14 protein-coding genes are annotated in these 19,656 nt (G+C 35.2%); all 14 read left to right on the plus strand.

Annotated elements, in window-relative coordinates:
• Positions 1 to 6 precede the first annotated feature (6 nt).
• The 14 genes from AC2UOP_RS03140 (at position 7) to AC2UOP_RS03205 (ending at position 19,532) form a co-directional block, all read left to right on the plus strand.
• Positions 7 to 1,281 (plus strand): ABC transporter permease, encoded by a 1,275-nt coding sequence (locus tag AC2UOP_RS03140; protein WP_484832595.1) that lies wholly within the window; start codon positions 7 to 9, stop codon positions 1,279 to 1,281.
• Positions 1,268 to 2,416, plus strand: a complete 1,149-nt coding sequence (locus AC2UOP_RS03145; protein WP_484832596.1) for an ABC transporter permease — start codon at positions 1,268 to 1,270, stop codon at positions 2,414 to 2,416. The genes AC2UOP_RS03140 and AC2UOP_RS03145 overlap by 14 nt, the downstream gene beginning before the upstream one ends.
• Entirely contained in the window at positions 2,416 to 3,102 is a 687-nt protein-coding gene (locus tag AC2UOP_RS03150) for an ABC transporter ATP-binding protein (protein WP_484832597.1), read from the plus strand. Before AC2UOP_RS03145 ends, AC2UOP_RS03150 begins: the two co-directional genes overlap by 1 nt.
• Before the next feature lies 1 nt (position 3,103).
• Complete coding sequence (locus AC2UOP_RS03155) at positions 3,104 to 3,547, plus strand: FMN-binding protein (protein WP_484832598.1); 444 nt, start codon at positions 3,104 to 3,106, stop codon at positions 3,545 to 3,547.
• A 29-nt stretch (positions 3,548 to 3,576) separates the two neighbouring features.
• Positions 3,577 to 3,996, plus strand: a complete 420-nt coding sequence (locus AC2UOP_RS03160; protein ID WP_484832599.1) for a DUF4418 family protein — start codon at positions 3,577 to 3,579, stop codon at positions 3,994 to 3,996.
• Positions 3,974 to 4,648 carry an ABC transporter ATP-binding protein gene (locus tag AC2UOP_RS03165; protein WP_484832600.1) on the plus strand — a complete coding sequence of 225 codons (675 nt, stop codon included), beginning with the start codon at positions 3,974 to 3,976 and terminating at the stop codon, positions 4,646 to 4,648. Before AC2UOP_RS03160 ends, AC2UOP_RS03165 begins: the two co-directional genes overlap by 23 nt.
• A complete protein-coding gene (locus AC2UOP_RS03170; RefSeq protein WP_070599293.1) occupies positions 4,645 to 5,847 on the plus strand; it encodes an ABC transporter permease in 1,203 nt (400 codons plus the stop codon). The genes AC2UOP_RS03165 and AC2UOP_RS03170 overlap by 4 nt, the downstream gene beginning before the upstream one ends.
• Before the next feature lie 209 nt (positions 5,848 to 6,056).
• Positions 6,057 to 6,944 carry a YitT family protein gene (locus AC2UOP_RS03175; RefSeq protein WP_019215077.1) on the plus strand — a complete coding sequence of 296 codons (888 nt, stop codon included), beginning with the start codon at positions 6,057 to 6,059 and terminating at the stop codon, positions 6,942 to 6,944.
• Positions 6,945 to 7,075: 131 nt separating this feature from the next.
• Positions 7,076 to 7,960: a Ppx/GppA phosphatase family protein gene (locus AC2UOP_RS03180; RefSeq protein ID WP_484832601.1), complete on the plus strand. Its 885-nt coding sequence runs from the start codon at positions 7,076 to 7,078 to the stop codon at positions 7,958 to 7,960.
• 4 nt (positions 7,961 to 7,964) lie between these two features.
• Positions 7,965 to 10,091, plus strand: coding sequence for a polyphosphate kinase 1 (gene ppk1, locus AC2UOP_RS03185; RefSeq protein WP_484832602.1), 2,127 nt, complete (start codon positions 7,965 to 7,967; stop codon positions 10,089 to 10,091).
• A 105-nt stretch (positions 10,092 to 10,196) separates the two neighbouring features.
• Positions 10,197 to 11,366, plus strand: a complete 1,170-nt coding sequence (locus tag AC2UOP_RS03190) for an aminotransferase class V-fold PLP-dependent enzyme (RefSeq protein ID WP_484832603.1) — start codon at positions 10,197 to 10,199, stop codon at positions 11,364 to 11,366.
• Positions 11,350 to 11,850: a DUF4446 family protein gene (locus AC2UOP_RS03195; RefSeq protein WP_019214893.1), complete on the plus strand. Its 501-nt coding sequence runs from the start codon at positions 11,350 to 11,352 to the stop codon at positions 11,848 to 11,850. The genes AC2UOP_RS03190 and AC2UOP_RS03195 overlap by 17 nt, the downstream gene beginning before the upstream one ends.
• Before the next feature lie 189 nt (positions 11,851 to 12,039).
• Positions 12,040 to 16,479: a S8 family serine peptidase gene (locus AC2UOP_RS03200; protein WP_484832604.1), complete on the plus strand. Its 4,440-nt coding sequence runs from the start codon at positions 12,040 to 12,042 to the stop codon at positions 16,477 to 16,479.
• 11 nt (positions 16,480 to 16,490) lie between these two features.
• Positions 16,491 to 19,532, plus strand: a complete 3,042-nt coding sequence (locus tag AC2UOP_RS03205; protein WP_484832605.1) for an S-layer homology domain-containing protein — start codon at positions 16,491 to 16,493, stop codon at positions 19,530 to 19,532.
• Positions 19,533 to 19,656: the final 124 nt, after the last annotated feature.

Below are 19,656 nucleotides of genomic sequence, written 5' to 3' on the forward strand. Positions count from 1 at the left end.
TGACATATGTTTTTTAGAATGATTAAAGGTGCAATCTTTAGGCAAAAGAAAAAAATGGTCTTGATTGCATTTGTAGTAATGCTTGGCACTTGTCTTTCAACCGGCATGCTTAACACAATGCTTGGCATTGGTGACAAGGTCAACAGAGAATTAAAAGCTTATGGGGCGAATATAAATGTTGTTCCAAAAGAAGCTTCCATGCTTGATGATATTTATGGAATCGGCGAGGATAGTCAAAAAAATTATTTGAAAGAAGATGAACTTGGATTGATAAAAACCATCTTCTGGTCTTTCAATATAGTTGATTACACACCATATTTAAATATCAATACTAAAGTTGATGGAGAGTCTACAAGAGTTGTTGGAACATGGTTTTATAATCATATGGATCTTCCAACTGGCGAGGCCATTGACACAGGTATGAGAAAATTAAAGACTTGGTGGAACATCGAAGGCGAATGGATTGAAGACAAAGATACAGATAAGGCCATGGTTGGCACTGTATTTGCTCTTAGAAACAATTATAAGCTTGGAGATAAAATTAAAATCGAAGGCTCTTCTAAAACGAAAGAATTTATAATTGCAGGTATTTTTGATTCAGGTAGTGATGAAGATTCACACATTTATCTACCATTAAAAGCTGCTCAAGAATTGGATGGAGTATCAAATGTAGTTTCTCGCGTTGAAGTTTCTGCACTAACAACTCCTGACAACGATTTGGCAAGAAAAGCCGCAAGAAATCCAAAGTCTCTTACAATTAAGGAGTGGGAGGTTTGGTATTGCACAGCTTATGTAAGTGCAATTTGTTATCAAATTCAAGAAGTTATGACCGATTCAATTGCAAAGCCTATTAGACAGGTTGCAGAAAGCGAAGGCGATATTTTAAATAAGACAACACTATTAATGGTTTTAATCACCGCTCTAAGTTTAATTGGTGCTGCCCTTGCGATATCAAATCTAGTAACAGCATCTGTCATGGAAAGACGTGCTGAAATTGGACTGCAAAAAGCAATTGGTGCAAATAACACAAGAATTATTACAAGAATTTTAGTTGAAAACATTACCACAGGTATTATGGGTGGAACTGTTGGATATTTTATTGGACTTGGTCTTACTCAAATAATTGGTATAACAGTTTTTGGCTCCGGCATCCCGCCTACACCAATGGTAATACCTATTGTAATTATCTTAATTTTACTGGTAATTGTTTTTGGATCCATACCAGCCATTAGATATTTGCTTAAACTTAATCCAACGGAGGTGCTTCATGGAAAAGGCTAAAAGAAAAAATGTACAATTCTTTTGGAAGATGGTTGAGTCATCGATAGCAAGAAGAAAGGCTCGCATGCTTACTGCACTTCTAGCAATTGCAATGGGTGCAACAATTTTATCGGGTCTTGTTACAATCTATTATGACATTCCTAGACAATTGGGAAAAGAATTTAGAAGCTATGGAGCAAATATGATTGTCATTCCAAAATCTCAAGATGATAAGATTGGAGATAATCATATTGACGAAATTAAAAAACTTGCAGGCGATAAACTTGTGGGACTTGCTCCTTATATTTATCAAAATGCAAAAATCAATGAGCAACCCTTTGTAATTGCAGCCACGAATTTTGATGGCTTAAAAAAGAACAGCCCCTTCTGGCTGGTCGATGGTGATTGGCCAAGTGAAAAAAGGACTGTAATGATTGGTCACGAAATTTCAAAAAAACTTGGTTTGAAGATTGGGGATCCTTTTGTACTGAGCACTCCAAAAGAAAATTCGCAAGAAATGAGAGACAGTGATTTTAAAGTGGCTTCAATTGTAACGACTGGTGGAAAAGAAGAAGATTTAATATTTATGTCTATTGAAGATATTAGATCTATCATGGGTGATTTAAATATTAATATCATCGAGTGTTCAATTGATGCGAACAGTGAAGAGCTGCAAGAAATTGCAAATAAAATAAATGAAATCGATAGCACTGTTAGTGCCAGACTTGTTAAAAGGGTTACTGAATCTCAAGGCGTGGTACTTGAAAAGCTTCAAGCCCTTGTATGGATTGTTACAATTATCGTTTTATTTATCATGATGATTTGTGTTAGTACAACCATGATGGCTGTTGTTACCGAAAGAAGAAAAGAAATTGGTCTTAAAAAAGCCCTAGGTGCCCACAATAAATCAATCATTTATGATTTCTTGGGCGAAGGTTTTTTACTTGGACTAATGGGTGGAGCCCTTGGTTCTTTACTTGGATATTTATTTGCGAGTGAAGTTTCCAGACGAGTTTTTGCAAGAGGCGTAAATTTTTTATGGGCCCTAGTTCCAATTACAATCCTTGTATCGATAGCAATTACAATTGTGGCTTGTATCATACCAGTTAAAACTGCAACTGCAGTTGATCCAGCACTTGTATTGAGGGGGGAATAATGAATATATTAGAATTAAAAGATATCTCAAAGATATATGGAGATTTAAAAGCGCTCGATAAAGTAAACTTAAACGTAGAAAAAGGCGAATGGGTTTCAATCATGGGCCCATCAGGTAGCGGTAAAACAACAATGATGAACATAATTGGCTGCATGGATAAGCCTTCTATAGGTGAAGTTTTACTTGAAGGAATTGATATTTCTAAATTGAATCAAAAGGAATTAACAGAAATTAGAAGAGACAAGATTGGTCTTATTTTTCAACAATTCCACTTGGTAAACTATTTAACAGCCTTAGAAAATGTTATGATGGCGCAATACTATCACTCAATGGTAGATAAAGAAGAAGCCTTGCAAGCACTTGAAAACGTTGGCTTAAAAGATAGGCATAACCACTTACCAAATCAGCTCTCAGGTGGCGAGCAGCAACGTGTTTGTATTGCCCGTGCTCTTATCAACCATCCTTCCCTCATCTTAGCAGACGAGCCGACAGGAAATTTGGATGAAAAGAATGAAATGCTCGTTTTGGATATTTTAGAAAGACTTCATAACAATGGGTCAACAATTGTAGTTGTTACTCACGACCAAGAGGTTGGTGTTGAGGCGGAAAGAATCGTCTTTCTAGAGCATGGAAGAATTGCCAGAGAAGAAAAACAAAAAAGACAAAGACCAATTTTGGAGGTTTAATATGAAAAAGGTTTTATTATTAATGTTGGCGCTAAGCTTATTATTGACAGCATGCGCAAAGAAGTCTGACAATGCTTGCACTGATGGCTCATGCGCTGATGCATACAAAGACGGCACATACCATGGAGAAAGCCAAGCTGACGAATGGGGCGGCAAGGTTACAACAGATATTACCATCAAGGATGGAAAAATTGTTGAAGCAAATTTAAAAAACTTGCTTGCTGATGGAAGTGAAAAAGACGAAAACTATGGAAAAGCCAAAGAAGGCGCAACAAACCAAGGTTTATACAAGATTGCCCAAGAAGCAGTTAAAAATTCAAAGGAATATCCAAAGCTTTTAATTGAAAAAGGTAAGATTGAAGATGTAGAGGCTATAGCTGGCGCAACTGTTACATTCAAATCTTTCACAGAAGCTGTAAATGATGCATTGAAAGATGCAAAATAAATTAATGTTAAAAAATTCAGGAGGTAAATATGAATAAAAACAAAATTTTCGGAATTTTATTTATAATATTTGGTGTTTTAATTATGTTAACACCAGGCACACTTGCTCCAGTATGTCCAGCAATGGCAGATGGAAAATTTATGAAGTGTCATTGGATGGGCCAAGCAATAAAAGGTATTGGTGGCGTTATGACTGTCCTAGGCCTTATTTATACAGCTATTAGATGCAAGAAAGAAATGTTTTTTACATTAGCCATCTCTAATGTATTAGTTGGGATTTATGCAATTTTATTGCCTGCAAAACTAATTGGTGGCTGCATGAAACCTGAAATGGCTTGCAGAGCAAAAACTATGCCTATGATTTATATTTTAGTCGGACTTTATATCGTAATTAGCATTGTTGCTATATTTTTAAACAGGCCTTGCAATGGATCTAATCAATGTAAATAATCTATCCAAATCATTTAGACGTGGTGAGAGGGATTTTTTTGCAATTGATAATGTAAGTTTTGATGTTAACGAAAAAGATTTTATAAATATTATTGGTAAGAGTGGAAGCGGAAAAACAACGCTTCTTACTCTTTTATCTGCAATTATTGAACCAACATCTGGAGATATCTTTGTGGAAGGAAAAAATCTATCTAAGATGGATGATGAAGAAAAAAGTGGATATAGGAATGAATTTATAGGTTATGTTCCTCAATCACTTGGAACTTTACCAACCCTAAATGTACTTGACAATGTAAGGCTTCCTTACTTTTTTAAAAAACGCGAGAGAAATGGAGTCGAAAGAGCTAGAATGCTACTAGATATGTGCGGCATTTTAGATTTGGAAAATGATTTTTGCAAAAATTTATCAGGTGGCGAATTAAAAAGAGTTTTAATCGCAAGGGCTCTCATGAACGAACCAAAAATTTTAATTGCAGATGAACCAACTTCTGATTTGGACTCAAAAACTACAATTGAAATTATGAATATGCTAAAAGAAATTAATGAAAAAGGCACAACTATCATTATAGTAACCCATGACAATGATTTATTGAAATATGGGTCTCGCCTTCTTGAAATGACAGACGGTAAATTAAATGAGGTGAGCATATGAGATTAGATTCTAAACAAATTGCCTTTAAAAATATTCAAAACAAAAGCGTAAGAAGTGCTTTGCTAATAATTTTAACAGCAATTTTAACCCTTGTTTTATTTTTGTCAAGCTTTTTGATTTTGTCACTTAGAAATGGAATGAGCTCACTTGCCAATCGTATGGGCGCGGATATTATCGTTGTACCTGAGGGATATGATTCAAAAATTAGAGGCGCAATACTTCGCGGCGAACCAAACACTTTCTTTTTAGATAAATCAGTTGTTGAAAAAATCAGAACAATCGATGGCGTTGAAATTGCAAGCCCTCAATTATTTATTGCCACTCTTTCAGCTGGTTGCTGCTCATTTCCAATACAAGTTATTGGTTTTGATTCGGATACAGATTTTGTAGTAAAACCTTGGCTAGAGACTCAAGCAAAACTTCCTTTAGGAAAAGGAGAAATTTTGGTTGGTAACAATATTGTTGGCGATATGCACAAACACGTTAAATTTTTCAACCAAGAATTTATTATAAGAGGTAGACTTGCAAAAACAGGCATGGGCTTTGACAATACTGTTTTTGTAAATTTTGATGAAGCTAGAAGACTTGCCAAGGAATACGAAAAAATCCTTAAGCTTGAAGACAAGGACCATGAAAATATGATTTCATGTGTAATGATTAAGCTTAAAAAAAGCGTTGATCCTGTTGAAATTCAAAATAAAATTAGAAGCGAATTTAAGGGCGAGGGCGTTTATCCTCTTCTTTCCCAATCAATGATGAACGAGGTCAGCACATCAACTCAAGATATGATTAAATATGTTTATATTTTAATCGCTCTAGTATGGCTCTTGGTCTTCCTTGTACTCACACTTGTTTATTCAATTACAATCAAAGAACGTAAGAGAGAATTTGCCACACTAAGAATTTTAGGAGCAAGCAAAAAACATTTGAGAAATATTATTTTATGGGAAATATTTACCATAAATCTTGCAGGATCTGCATGCGGAAGTGCACTAGGCTTGGTTATTTCAATTTTATTTGGAACTTGGTTTAGTCTAAGCTTTAAAATGCCCTTCCTTGCGCCAAAAGTTTTAACACTTGCAATAATATTTATTGCTGTATTTGCAATTGGCACAGTGATGGGACCACTTTCATCACTTAGCGCAATTAAAAAGATGAATGAAGAAGAACTGGGACTTTTATTAAGGCAAAACGATTAATATGTAATTTTAGATGTAAAATATTTATTGAATAATATCTATGGGGGAGCAAAAACCTCCATAGATATTTTTGTATGAAAATTTGTCAAAAAAAGCTCAAGATATGTCTTTGCAAAAAGAAAAAATTACTATTTAATTTATCTTGCTATTGACTAAGGATTTTATCTTGTGATATAATTATGTAGATCTTTACATAGGGGGTAATCTTATTGGCTAAACTAATTAAAAAGAAATTCACAAAAGAAGAGATCACTAAGATGGTCAAAGAGTACATATTGATATTATTTGGTGCTTTCATAGTCGCAGCGGGCATGTTTTTCTTCTTCAATCCGGCTCATTTATCAGTTGGCGGTGCCAATGGTCTAGCGGTAGTGCTTAATCATTATCTAGCAATAGGAGTAGGTAATTGGATGTACGTGATAAACATAGGACTGTTTATACTAGCATTTTTAACTATCGGCTCACAATTTGGAGTTAAAACAATCATCGCATCGCTACTTACATCAGGCTTTTTCGATGTGCTTGAAAAACTAATTCCGCACTTCCAACCATTGACAGGAGATACCTTTGTTGAGCTATTCTTCGGCGTTTTTGTAACAGCGCTTGGCATGGCGATAGTATTTAATCAAGGTGCATCAACTGGTGGTACAGACATAATTGCTAAGATACTAAATAAATTTATCGGTATTGATTTAGGAAAAGGCGTTTTAATCTCAGACGTAGTAATCACACTTCTTGCAGGAAGCGCATTTGGAGCAAGAATCGGTATTTATTCATTATTCGGGGTAATTGTTAATGGATTCTTGATTGACTTTGTCATTGAAGGCATGAACATGAATAAAGAAGTCAAAATCATTGCCGAAGACACAAAACCTATAGAAGAATTCATAATAAAAGAGCTAGACAGAGGCGCAACCATTTACAAAGCTTACGGCATGTATACTAAGGAGCCAAAAGACATCATCATGGTTTTGCTTGACAGAAAAGACTTCCTTAGACTTAAAAACTTCTTGAGAGATCTTGATCAAAAGACTTTCATTTCAGTTTCAAACGCATCAGAAGTTTTGGGATATGGATTTAAAAATTTAAAAGACTGATATATTAAAAGCTTTCCATTTGGAGAGCTTTTTTTAAAAAAATAAAATATTTTGCTAATAAATAAAAAATATTACATACTTTACAATTTCTTAACAAAGAAGTATTACAATGATTATTATAAGGAGAAAAAATGAAATACGCACTAATTGATATAGGCAGTAACTCAATACGCCTAAATGTTTACAACAAAGACAATATTCAAAAGGAAGTTTTTTCAAAGAAGTACATGGCAGGTCTTGCAGGCTTAGTCGAAGACGGTAAGCTTAGCGACAAGGGCATCAAAAAGCTGATGAAGGTTTTATCCGCGCAAAAGATGCTGCTTGATTACCTACCGATTGACGAGATATATGTTTTTGCTTCGGCTTCGCTTCGTAACGTGGACAATGGCAAGGAGATTGTGAAAAAAGTCAAGAAAGAGCTTGATCTAAACATCGATTTAATATCGGCAGATGATGAGGCTTTTTATGGAGCTGAAGGTATGAAGATGGTATACGACTTTGATGATTACTACACCATAGACATAGGAGGCGGCTCGACAGAGCTTTGCTATCTAAAGAATAAAGAGATTAAAGACATGGCATTTTTAAAGGCAGGATCCTTATCATTATTCCGTGACTACGTAGAAAACACTATACCGAGTGTTAGAGAGTACGATGAGATGATAAACTCCATCGACAAGATGCTTGCTGAAAACGTTACCACGTACAAATGCACAAAGCTAGTCGCTTCAGGCGGAACAGCAAGAGCACTTGGCAATATCTTCGAAGAGCTTTATGACAGTGATGACAAAGAATATACTATTGATGATGTAAAAAATTATATCTATGAGATGATAGACAGAAATAAAAAAATTATACGCACGACTGTCATGGTTGTGCCTGAAAGACTTCACAGCATAGTGCCAGGAGCTATCATGCTATATAGACTCTTAAAGCACCTTGGCATAGAAAAGGTCAATGTCTCAAAGCTTGGCGTGCGTGAAGGTTATTTAAAAGATAAGATAATTAAGGAGTGAAGCAATGGAAGAGTTCATGCAAAACCGCGAGTTGAGCTGGCTAAAATTTAATCAAAGGGTGCTTGAAGAGGCAAGCGACGAGAGCGTGCCGCCACTTGAGAGATTTAAGTTCATATCGATATTCACATCGAACTTGGATGAATTTTTCATGGTTAGAGTCGGATCTTTGTTTGATTTGATGAAGTCTAAGAAGGAGTTCATCGACAAAAAATCGGGTATGACAGCTAAGGAGCAGCTTGATGCCATATACAAGACAATGCCCTACTACTACGAGATGAAGGACAAGATCTATAAGGACGTCATCAAAGAGCTAGATAAGTACAATATGCACAATAAAAACATGAAGTCTTTAAACGATGAGGAGCTAAGTTATGTAAAAAGCTTCTACCTTAGTAAGATTGAGCCATTAATTTCCGCGCAAATAGTTGACGCAGCACATCCACTTCCATTCTTAGAGAATAAAAAGTTATATATAGTGACTGAGATGTGGGATGCTGAAGGCAATATTGCGCATGGACTTGTAGCCATCTCAGACATATTCGAGCGCTATCTATCGCTGCCAGGCGATGAATTTAACTACATCAGAGTCGAAAAAGTGATTGAGCATTACGTTCCAACCATGTTCCTAGGCTATACAATTAAGGAGCAATCACTTGTTGCGGTTACTAGAAACTTTGATTTCGAAACAAATACTGAGATTGAAGAAGAGATTGCCGACTACAAAGACTTTATGAAGAAGGTCATCAAAAAGAGGACGCGTCAAGAGGTTCTTCGCCTTGAAATTTCTAACACAAAGTCAAAGAGCATTACTGATTTTCTTAAGGCCGAGCTTGGTATTACGGATGAGATGATACTTGTGACAAAGAGTCCCATCAATATGAAGTACGTCTATGGTCTTGAGGACATCATTCCGAGCTCCGTCATCAAAAAAGTTTCTTACGAAGACTTTACTCCATTTAAAAAATATTCCTTAGAGCGCGGCTCTATCATTAAAAGAATAGAAGAGAAGGATCTTTTACTAAGCTACCCATACGACGATATCGACACTTTCCTCGATTTGATTAAGGAAGCGGCCGAGAGTGACAAGACCATCTCTATAAAGATAACTATATACAGGCTTGCTAAGCACTCGAAGCTTGTCGAATACCTAAAGAAAGCCTGTGACAAGGGAATCGAAGTCACTGCACTTATGGAGCTAAAGGCGCGTTTTGACGAAGAGAATAACATTAATTATTCAGAAGAATTGTTTAAGGCGGGATGCAATATAATGTACGGCTTTGAAGAGTACAAGACGCACTCCAAGCTTTGTTTAATCACATACAAAGACGATAGGGAGAATATCAAGTACATCACGCAAATAGGTACAGGTAACTACAATGAAAACACATCGAAGATTTATACTGACTTTTCACTGATGACATCTAATGAAGAGATAGGACTCGATGCAAATGATTTTTTTAGAAATATGTCGCTAGCTAAGCTCAATGGCAAGTACCTACACCTACTACAATCGCCATCGACACTTAAGGCGAGATTACTTAAGGAGATGGACAAGGAGATAGCTAAGGGCAAGGACGGCTACATTAGATGTAAGATGAACTCACTAACCGATTATGAGTTTTTGGAAAAGTTTGCCGAAGCCTCACAAAATTCTGTTAATGTCGACTTGATTATACGCGGTATATGCTGCATAGTACCTAATGTGACTGGCTATACAGACAATGTTCATGTCTCGTCCATAGTCGGACGCTTCCTAGAGCATTCGAGGGTATACCAATTTGGAAGAGGCAGTGATATGAGGATATATATCTCAAGCGCAGACCTTATGACTAGAAACACAGAGAAGAGAGTTGAGATAGCTTGCCCAGTATACGATGAAGAAGCAAGGGCAAGACTTGTAAGCTACTTAGATACACAGCTTAAGGATAATATTAAAAGAAGGATACTTGTTAACTCGGGTGACTACATCAAGCCAGAGGTACAAGGCGAAGCGCTTATCGCTCAAGATTATTTCATGCATAAAGCAAATGAAAAGAGAGAAAAGTTTTACGAAGAGCTTGAGAGAGCTGAATTAGACGAAGCGCCTAAAGAAAACTTTTTTACTAAGATTAAAAAGATATTTACAAAGTAATATAATATTAAAGAGCCTTTCATTTTGAGAGGCTTTTACTTTGCCAAATTCATAGTGATTGAAAAATGCACTCAGCTGTGATATAATTAAAAAAGAGGTGATTATATGCATTATTTTGACAACGCATCGACAACATTTCCAAAACCAGAGAGCGTATATAAAAAATTTAATGAAGCTTTTAGAGAATATGGAGCCAATCCTGGAAGGAGCGGTCACAAGCTAGCTCTTAAAGCGATGGAAGAGATTATGAAGACAAGATTAAGTCTTGCAAAGCTATTTAACGTAGATAATCCTTTAAATATAAGCTTTCATATGAACACAACATACGCTTTAAATACAGCCATCAAGGGTGCGCTTAAGAAGGGAGATCATGTAATCACAACATCTATGGAGCATAACTCAGTCTTAAGACCATTATTCACACTTAAGGAAATGGGTATCATAGATTTAACAGTTGTTAAGGCAGAAAAAACTGGTGAAGTAGGTAAAGATAAGATAGTTAAAGCTATAAAAGATAATACTAGAATGCTTGTAATGACACACTCATCTAACCTATTAGGAACAGTTGAAAACATAGATGAAATTTCAAAAGCGGTTAAAGCTATTAATAAAGATATAATTATACTCATAGACGCCGCTCAATCAGCTGGCATCATAGACATAGACCTAAAAAAGCTAGATATAGATATGCTAGCAACAGCTGGGCACAAATCATTATTCGGCCCACAAGGCACAGGCGTTTTATATTTAAGAAATCCAGAGCTTGTTATGCACACGATTGAGGGCGGAACAGGATCTAGATCAAATGAAGTTTATCAGCCAATGGATATGCCGGATAAATTAGAGCCGGGCACTCCAAATGGCCACGGCATTATAGCCTTGGGAGCAGGTGTTGAATATATTCTTGAAGAAGGTATAGATAATATTAGAAAACATGAAGAAACTCTAACAAAAACATTTATCGATGGACTAAAAACTATTGACGGAGTAGAAATATACGGTCTACTTGATGAAAAGAGAAAAACTCCAGTCGTTTCGATGAACATGGAAGGAGTAGACTCATCCATACTAAGCTATGTGCTTGATGATGAATATGACATACAAACTCGTCCAGGTCTTCATTGTGCACCACTTGCACACGAAACCATTGGCACAATAAAAAAAGGTGCAGTTAGATTTAGTTTTTCTTGCTTTAATACAGAAGACGAAATCATCTACGCCATTGAAACTTTAAAAAAGATTAAAAAAGAGGCGAAAGATGGAAAATATCAATAAAATTATTAGTGCTAACTCTTTCATCATAGTCATGGCGCTCTCAGTAATTACAATTGCAGCCATTGTCTTAATAGTTATGCAAATGATTAAGCTCAAAAAACTTAAAGAAAGAGTAGATACATTTACACAAGGTATGGACGGGATCAGCGTTGAAAAGCTACTAGCTACCTTTGGTAAAGACATCAAAGACATTCATAGAGACATGATACTTAATGAAGACAGATTCACAAGACTTGAGACAAATTTAAGTTTTTGTGTACAAAAAGTCGGCTACGTTAAATACAACGCCTTTCAAGACAGCGCTTCAGAGCTAAGTTTTTCAATTTGTTTTTTAGATAAATTTAACAACGGAGTTTTGCTTTCAGTTATACATGGAAGAGAGCAAAGCGTTAGCTATGGCAAGATGATTAAGAATGGCGAGAGCGTTGTGCCTCTTTCAGAAGAAGAGCAAAGCGCGGTAGAAAAAGCAATCACAGGACTTTAGAATATTTATGCATATAGACTTGTTTAGGCAAGTCTATTTTTATGCGTAAATTTTTTGAAAATATTTTTACAAATTTATTTTATTTTAACAAAAAAGATATTTTCTTCATAATTATATATTATTTACCTAAATACTCGTGATTGTAGTATAATATAGACAAAGCAATATTTTCACGAGGAGGGGATGTTCTTGAAACACAGTAAAAAAATTTTTGCTTTAATACTAGCTCTAATGATGTTATGCACAAGTTTTTCGCAAATCACTTTTGCTAAAAAAGATGTGAATACTACTGAGGCTATGATTAAGGCAATACACACAAGAAAAAGACCTATTAATCAAAAAAGGGTCCTTAGCAAGAGCATAAATGCTAAAAGAGCAAAAAGCGATGCTAAGTCTATGAATGAAAGCGTAAGGCTTGTAGTTGAGCTTGATGAGGCGCCTCTTGTAATGCAAGAGAAGGGCGCTAAGGTTCTTGCCAACACTCGCAAAACAAAGGATACGCTTAATAAGATTAAAAAATCTGAGGACAATGTTAAGGCTCTTATGCGTAAGGCTAAGATTGATTTTAAGGAATTGTACTCACTTGATACTTTTGTGAGCGGTTTTTCTATTTATACAAAGAGGAAAAATATCGCTGCTATTGAAAGGATTAAGGGGGTTAAGAGGGTTCATATATCTGAAAAATATACTTTGCCTAAGACTAATAAGGGCGACAAGCCACAAATGTATGCGTCTTTATCAATGATATCAGCTCCAAATGTTTGGGCTTCTAAAAAATATAAGGGCGAAGGACAAGTTGTAGCTGTGCTTGATACTGGTTTTGATATGAACAATCTTGAGAGCTTCAGACTTGATGACGATGCAAAAAAAGAGATTGCTCTTACAAAGAATAAAGTTAATGAACTTAAAGAAAAGTATGGCTTAAAGGGCAAATACATCTGTGAAAAGATTCCTTATGTTTATAATTATCATGATGAGACAGCTGATTTAGATGCTTTACAAGATAGATACGGCTCAAGACATGGTCTTCATGTTGCCGGAACTATTAGCGCGAATGAAGCTGATGATTATAAGAATGCAAATAATCTTGCTAAAACACCAATTAAAGGCGTTGCACCTAATGCTCAGCTAATAATTATGAAGGTTTTCTCTACATCTTTAACTGATTTAAGCACTTATTCAGACGCTCAATGCAAGGCAATTGAAGACGCTTATAAGCTTGGTGCTGATGTTATGAACCTTTCACTTGGTTCACCTGCAGGATTTATCACTGATGATGACATCGTTCAAGTCGCTATGCAAAACGCTATCAAAGCGGGCTGCTTAGTTGCTGTTGCTAACGGTAACGAAGGCACTTCATATTTTGATGCTGACGGCGCTATGAAGGCTCTTGAAGGCAACCCTGATTATGGTATGGCTGGTTCACCTGCTACTGGCTGGGCGACTACATCTGTTGCAGCTATAACAAATACCAAGTATTTAGTTTGTTCTTTAGATTCAAATAATGACAAGATAAAGAACATTAAATACACTTGGGGCTCTGAAATTACTCCTGAGAACTATACATTTAATAAATTTGTTTATGCCAATAAGGGCAAAGCAAGTGATATAAATAAGATTGAACCTGAAAAGATAAAGGACGCTTTAGTTTTAGTTGACAGAGGCGAATGCACTTTCAACGAAAAGGCAAGTAACGCTAGAGATGCTGGAGCGAAGGGTGTAATCGTTATAAATACTGATGATGAGCCTATGACCATGGTTGGATTTAACGATGTAAATTTCCCTGCTGTCATTGTTGGCAATACTGATGGTAAAAAAATTCTAAAATATATTGATGATAGTGGTCTAAGCATTTCATTTAATAAAGAGATGAGTGTTCAAGATAATCCAAAAGCTGGACAGATGGCGGACTTCACAAGCTGGGGACCAACACCTGATCTTACTATGAAGCCTGAAATCACTGCTCCTGGTGCTGACATATACTCAATCGACCAAGATTATAAATATCAAGTTATGAGCGGTACATCGATGGCAACACCTCATGTAGCTGGTGCGGCTGCGATTGTTATGCAATTTATCAAGGATAGAGACTCAGTCTTTTATGAAGAAGCAAAAGATGCTTCTAAGAGAGAGGCTTTAACAAAGACTCTTCTTATGAACACTGCAATTCCTCAAAAGGACGAAGAAACATACTATCCAGTAAGAAGACAAGGCGCTGGCCTTATTGATTTAGCTAATCTAATGAAAGCAAAAGCGACTGTAAAAGCGACAGCTAAAAATGACAGAATGCTTGATGCTAAGGCTGAATTAAAGAGTTTTGCAGATAAAGAGTTCACTATCGACTACACTTTGAAAAATTATTCTGATGAGGACATAGCTTATACTCTTGAGCCAGCTATGCTTACAGAAAAATTTGTTAACGATAAAGATTTTGGTTCTGTATCAACAGAGACTGACAGAGATATGAACTTTAGTATTGACAAAAAATCTGTAATTGCAAAGGCTTCTAGCACTATCAAGTTTAGTGTTAAATTTAATTTTGCTAACGATGATATCAATCTAAATAATTATGTAGAAGGTTTCTTAAGATTTGTTCCAGAAGATACTGAAAAAGATGCGACTCTTACAGTTCCTTATCTTGGTTTCTATGGCGATTGGTCTAAACCAAGATTATTTGACGTATTTAGTCACGAATGGAGCGATGATTTAAAACCAAATATTTTAAATAAAGATACTAATGACGCTATGGGCGATGTTTTTGACTTTACAGAAGAAAGCGATGAGGCTGCTGGCGTTGATAACAAGGTAAACTCATTTGAATACAAGGGCAAGATGACTTATATCACAAATCATGATTCATCTGAACAAATCAAGATAAGATTTGGTCTGCTAAGAAACGCTGAGTACATCAAGGCTAGAATCGAAGATGCATCTAATAAAATTCTTATGGCCAATCTTATTGATTTAAGTTACTTTGCTAAATCAAGACTAGCTGAGAATGGCGGAGAAAATTGGATTAGCTTATTTAAGGAAGATTTTGCTGAAAATGATTTTGCCAAGGTAATTTTAAAGGGTAAGCTTAATACTGAAAAAGAAAATATTCAAGAAGTTTCAGTACCTATCTACTTTGATGACAATAAACCTATAATCAAGTCAGCTGAAATAATCAGCGAAGGCGATGCTAAATATGTTAAGCTAAGCGTCTCAGATGATATAGGCATAGATACTATAGGTGTTCAGCAAGTAAAAGAAACTGGTAAAGACGATGATGGCGAGCCTATATACAACAATCACAAGTATAATGAAGTGAGCGGACTTTATTATGGAAACACTGATTTTTACACTGAAGATGAAGCGAGAGTGACTGAACAAGATGAAAAAGTTACTAAGTCACTTGAAAAGCTTAAAGATTCTAAAAAATTAAATACAGTTTATGTAAAAGTTGATGACATTTGTGATATTGAAAAATTATGTGTATATGTTAAAGATATTGCAGGCAACTGGGCTGAAGAGAAGGTTCTTGACACTAATTACAAATCAAAAGAAACTGTTAAGCTTAAGCTTATAGGCGAGAGCGCTGCTTTTTGGACAGAAACTACAAGTTCTGACAAGAGCAAGTGGAATGACAATATTTATAATATTCAAAAAGGTTCTTATGGTGAAGTTCAAATACAATTGCCAGATAATGACAAGGAATATGCCATCGGATCAGCTATAATCAATGGCGAAGAGTATGCCGATAAATTTGAATATGATCAAGACGCGAGACTTTATTACATGCCATATAGATTTGAAGATGATACTACATTTACTTCAAGAATATATGAGGTAAAGCCAGCTGACTCAAAAGGACTTCCTCAAGGCAATGGATATCCTTCCATATATCTAACACAACCAGAAAACGCATGGACTGTTAGTGAGAACGGACCTCTTAACGATCAAGGTGATGCGCCTGAGATTGAAGATGGTAAGCTAAATGTTATAGGAGCTGTTGCTTTCACTGATAAGAGCGATTTAGCTAAATTAACTCTTAGAATAATAGATGATGTAAATAAAAAAGTTTTAGCAGAAAAAGATATTACAAATGAAGTTAAGCTTGAACAAACTGGCGAAATTAGCAATGCTGATGGCGTTATCTACGATGGACTTGCACTTGTATTTAAAACTTCCATCGATATGGTTAAGGGCTATAGCAATCTAAAATTACAAGTAGAAGCTGAAAATAAATCTGGCAAGAAAACTATCACAGCTGCTACAATTGCAGTTGATGAGAGTCCTGCTACATTTAACTACACTATTGACAAAAGAGGCATAGCTAGCGATAAAGCTACTATCAAGTACACTCTTGCTGATGATAACAAATCTACAGAGATTATTGTTGATAGAGTTACAAATGATGATAAGAATGAATTTATAGAAACAGTTTATAGAAAACTTTATGATAAGTTTGATATAGATAGGCTTGATGCAGTTAGATACATTAACAAGGATAAGTTTACAGTAAAACTTAAACCAGGTTATAACAAATTTAAAGTTTCTATAAGTGAAGTGGGCACAGCTAGAGTAAATGAAAAATATATAATTATTTACAGACTAGACCCAAGTATCAAGCTTAAGAAGCTTAAATAAGGAGGCAGGGCATGAAAAAGAAATTAGCTATAATTATTTCACTAATCTTAGTCGCTATCTTTTCTGTAAATTTAGTTGCAGCCTCATATAAGGACCTTGATGGACACTGGGCAAAGGACTATATAGACGATGGCGGAGCGTTAAAATTATTTGATAAGCGTGAAGATGGAAGCTTTGGCGCAAATGAAAAGCTTAGCAGAGCTGAATTGATTCAAGCGATAAATAGATTAACTGGGGTTATTGAGGAAAGTGATATTAGCTTTACTGATATAAAAGAGGATGACCCTTATTACAAAGAATATAAAAAGGCCGTTTACACAGGTTTTATTGAAAATAAGGCTGATAAGGCTGAGCCAAAGAAGTTAGTAAGTAGAAGTGAAGCAGTTGCAATGCTTGCCATTGTTTATGGTATAGACGCAAAAGAAGATGAAGGTGCTTTCACTGACCTTGAAGGAGTAAAGGAAGCTGGCTATATAAACGCATTGAATGCACTTGGCCTTCTTATCGGTTACCCTGACGGAACATTTAAGCCGAATGACAATATTACAAGAGCTGAATTTATATCGCTTGTAGCAGTTATTTATAAAAGACTTGGTACACCAGTTAGATATCCAGCTAATTACAAAGACGCTGACAAGTCCGAGCTTAAGAAGCTATTAATGAATGGCATGGGCTATGCAAAGAAGGCAAGTGATGAGCTAGCAAAGGCTTATGAATTTGCTTATGCAAACGCAAAACTTGTTTTAAATAATAAAAAGGCAATAGTAAGTGAAATTGAAAGTGCTTGTGAAAAACTTTCAGACGCGATAGATGCTATAAAAGAAGAAAATGCTGAGACTAAGAGTGATGAGGCTAAAGTTGAAGAAGCAAGTAGTGATAAAGATGAGCTTAAAGATTTAATCAAGATGGCAGACGCTATGATTAAGATGGCTGATAGTGATTATTACAAGGATAATTACGAAAGAGCTCTAGAAAATTTAAAAACTGTTCTTAAAAATGCAAAAGAAATTTTAAAATATGACGAAATAAGTGAAGAGGACCTAGAAGGAGCAAAGACTGCTCTTGAAGATGGCATAAATGCCCTTTACGCAGATCAAAATGCAATTGACGAGATAAAGGATGCTATTAATTATCTAAAAGATCTTAATAAAGATATTAAAAATGCTGATGTAGATGGATTGATTGAAGAAGCTGAAAAGCTTATCGTATCAAAGCCAATGCATGATGAAGCTGACGCTATGGTATATAAGCTTGATGATGCTGTAAACATGCTTCTTAATACAATGGATGAAAATTCAAAATTAGCCGAGATGATGAAGGAAGCTCTAAAGAATTTAAAAGCCATCACTCAAAGCAGAATCAGTGATCTTGAAGATAAATCATATACATTAATAAGGCTTATCAATAGATACAAAGATCATAAGGATGAGGACGAAAAAGAAAATCTTTACAAGGCTTTAGATGATGCAAGCAAAGTTAAAGAGGCTTATGATAACGCAGTTCAAGACCTAAAAGATATGTCTGAAGAAGTAAAATACTACGAAGGACTTATTGAGGACCTTGGTCTAAATGAAAAAAATGAAGAAAGATTAGCCGTAGAAGAAATTTTAGCTCTTGCTAAAACATCTTCAAGGGGCTATGGCAAGATAAGTACAACTAAAATAAGTGAAATTTGGGATAAATTAAACAGCATTCAAGAAACACTTGCATCAGAAATTGATTTAGACACACAGATTTCAAAAGCAGAAGATTTTATTAAGTCAAATAAACTTAACCTAAATAAAGATGACGCAGCTTTGATTGATTCAGCATCTGATATATTAACACAAGAAAAGCTAGTTAAGGAAGATATCGATGCTAAGAAAAAAGCTCTTGAAGAATTAGTAACAAGATTGTACAAAGACATTAAATATGTTAAAGATGCTAAAGAAAGTATAAAGACAGCTGATGATATACTAAAGTATGATTCAAGTCTTAAGAATCTTATAAATAAAAAGAAGGCTCTTCAAGGCGCAATCGCAAGTAAAAATAATGCTGCCATCAAAAAAGCTAATAAAGAACTTAATTCTGAAATAGCAAAAATTTTACCAATCAAGTTTATTTACAATTCTAGAGATATTGAAGGACAAATAGTAAGCTTTGATATGAAGGGCGACATGACGATGGATGAGGTAAAAAGACTTGTTTACGCTATATATCCATGTGGCACAGGACTTAATTCACACGCTATGAAAATAAATGTAACAAGCGAAACAAATCAAGACCTTGCTGTTAGAGATGCTTCTAAAAAGATTGTTAAGTTTAGAAAGCCAAGCAACAAAGAAAAGATAAGAATTAAATTCTCTTATGATTTCGCTGGTAGGACTTATTCAGCAACACTTGAGTATAGACCAGATGAAAAAGCAAAAAGATTTAAAAATATCTTAGGTATATATAGAGCGCTTGAGGGCGAAGCAATTGATGAAGAATTCTTCAAGACTTATGAAGGAGCCGAGGCAGCCCTATTTGACACAGTTACATCAAAAGATGTAAGCGATGAACTTAAAGTTAAGGTAATGAAGGACGGAAAAGAAATAGAATTAAACAAAGAGACAAATAAGCTTAAAAAAGGCGAGTACGATTTAATATTCTACTACCTAGATGGCAAAGAAGAGATTGTCTACGAAGCAAGTTCAAAACTTATAGTTGATAAAACTCTTAACACAAAAGAATTACTTTATATATTCAATCCTGATGATGCATCATACTTCGTTCCAATGAAGGATGCTGATGGAAGAGTTGTCTTTGCTTTTAATATTAAGGACAAAAACTTTAAATTGCCAAGTACAGTTAAGATATTTAATCAAGATAGCGGAGAAGCTTTCTTAAATAAAGATGGCAAGAGCGATATCAAGATTAAATTCATCGACGCAGCTACTAAGGACATCAATAAAAAAGAAGATATTAAGGGACAAATATATCTAATGCTTCTTGAAGATGTTGAGGGCAGCTTAGGCGATAGAAAGATAACGCTTAAGACTGGAGATATAGCCGAAGTATCCGTAATTAAATAATTTAATATTAATTTATATGAGAGAGGCTTTTATAAGTCTCTCTTTTATTTTGCCTTGTGATGCATAAATATTTTTTCTTGAAAGGGGTCAATCGATTTATATTTTTATCTTAGAAAAAAATTTT

The organism is Fenollaria sp. (assembly GCF_057222035.1).

Coding starts and splice junctions, on each gene's coding strand:
- AC2UOP_RS03190 (WP_484832603.1), top strand. CDS start 10,197: ATGCATTATTTTGACAACGCATCGACAACATTTCCAAAACCAGAGAGC.
- AC2UOP_RS03195 (WP_019214893.1), top strand. CDS start 11,350: ATGGAAAATATCAATAAAATTATTAGTGCTAACTCTTTCATCATAGTC.
- AC2UOP_RS03170 (WP_070599293.1), top strand. CDS start 4,645: ATGAGATTAGATTCTAAACAAATTGCCTTTAAAAATATTCAAAACAAA.
- AC2UOP_RS03140 (WP_484832595.1), top strand. CDS start 7: ATGTTTTTTAGAATGATTAAAGGTGCAATCTTTAGGCAAAAGAAAAAA.
- AC2UOP_RS03150 (WP_484832597.1), top strand. CDS start 2,416: ATGAATATATTAGAATTAAAAGATATCTCAAAGATATATGGAGATTTA.
- AC2UOP_RS03160 (WP_484832599.1), top strand. CDS start 3,577: ATGAATAAAAACAAAATTTTCGGAATTTTATTTATAATATTTGGTGTT.
- ppk1 (WP_484832602.1), top strand. CDS start 7,965: ATGGAAGAGTTCATGCAAAACCGCGAGTTGAGCTGGCTAAAATTTAAT.
- AC2UOP_RS03155 (WP_484832598.1), top strand. CDS start 3,104: ATGAAAAAGGTTTTATTATTAATGTTGGCGCTAAGCTTATTATTGACA.
- AC2UOP_RS03205 (WP_484832605.1), top strand. CDS start 16,491: ATGAAAAAGAAATTAGCTATAATTATTTCACTAATCTTAGTCGCTATC.
- AC2UOP_RS03180 (WP_484832601.1), top strand. CDS start 7,076: ATGAAATACGCACTAATTGATATAGGCAGTAACTCAATACGCCTAAAT.
- AC2UOP_RS03145 (WP_484832596.1), top strand. CDS start 1,268: ATGGAAAAGGCTAAAAGAAAAAATGTACAATTCTTTTGGAAGATGGTT.
- AC2UOP_RS03165 (WP_484832600.1), top strand. CDS start 3,974: ATGGATCTAATCAATGTAAATAATCTATCCAAATCATTTAGACGTGGT.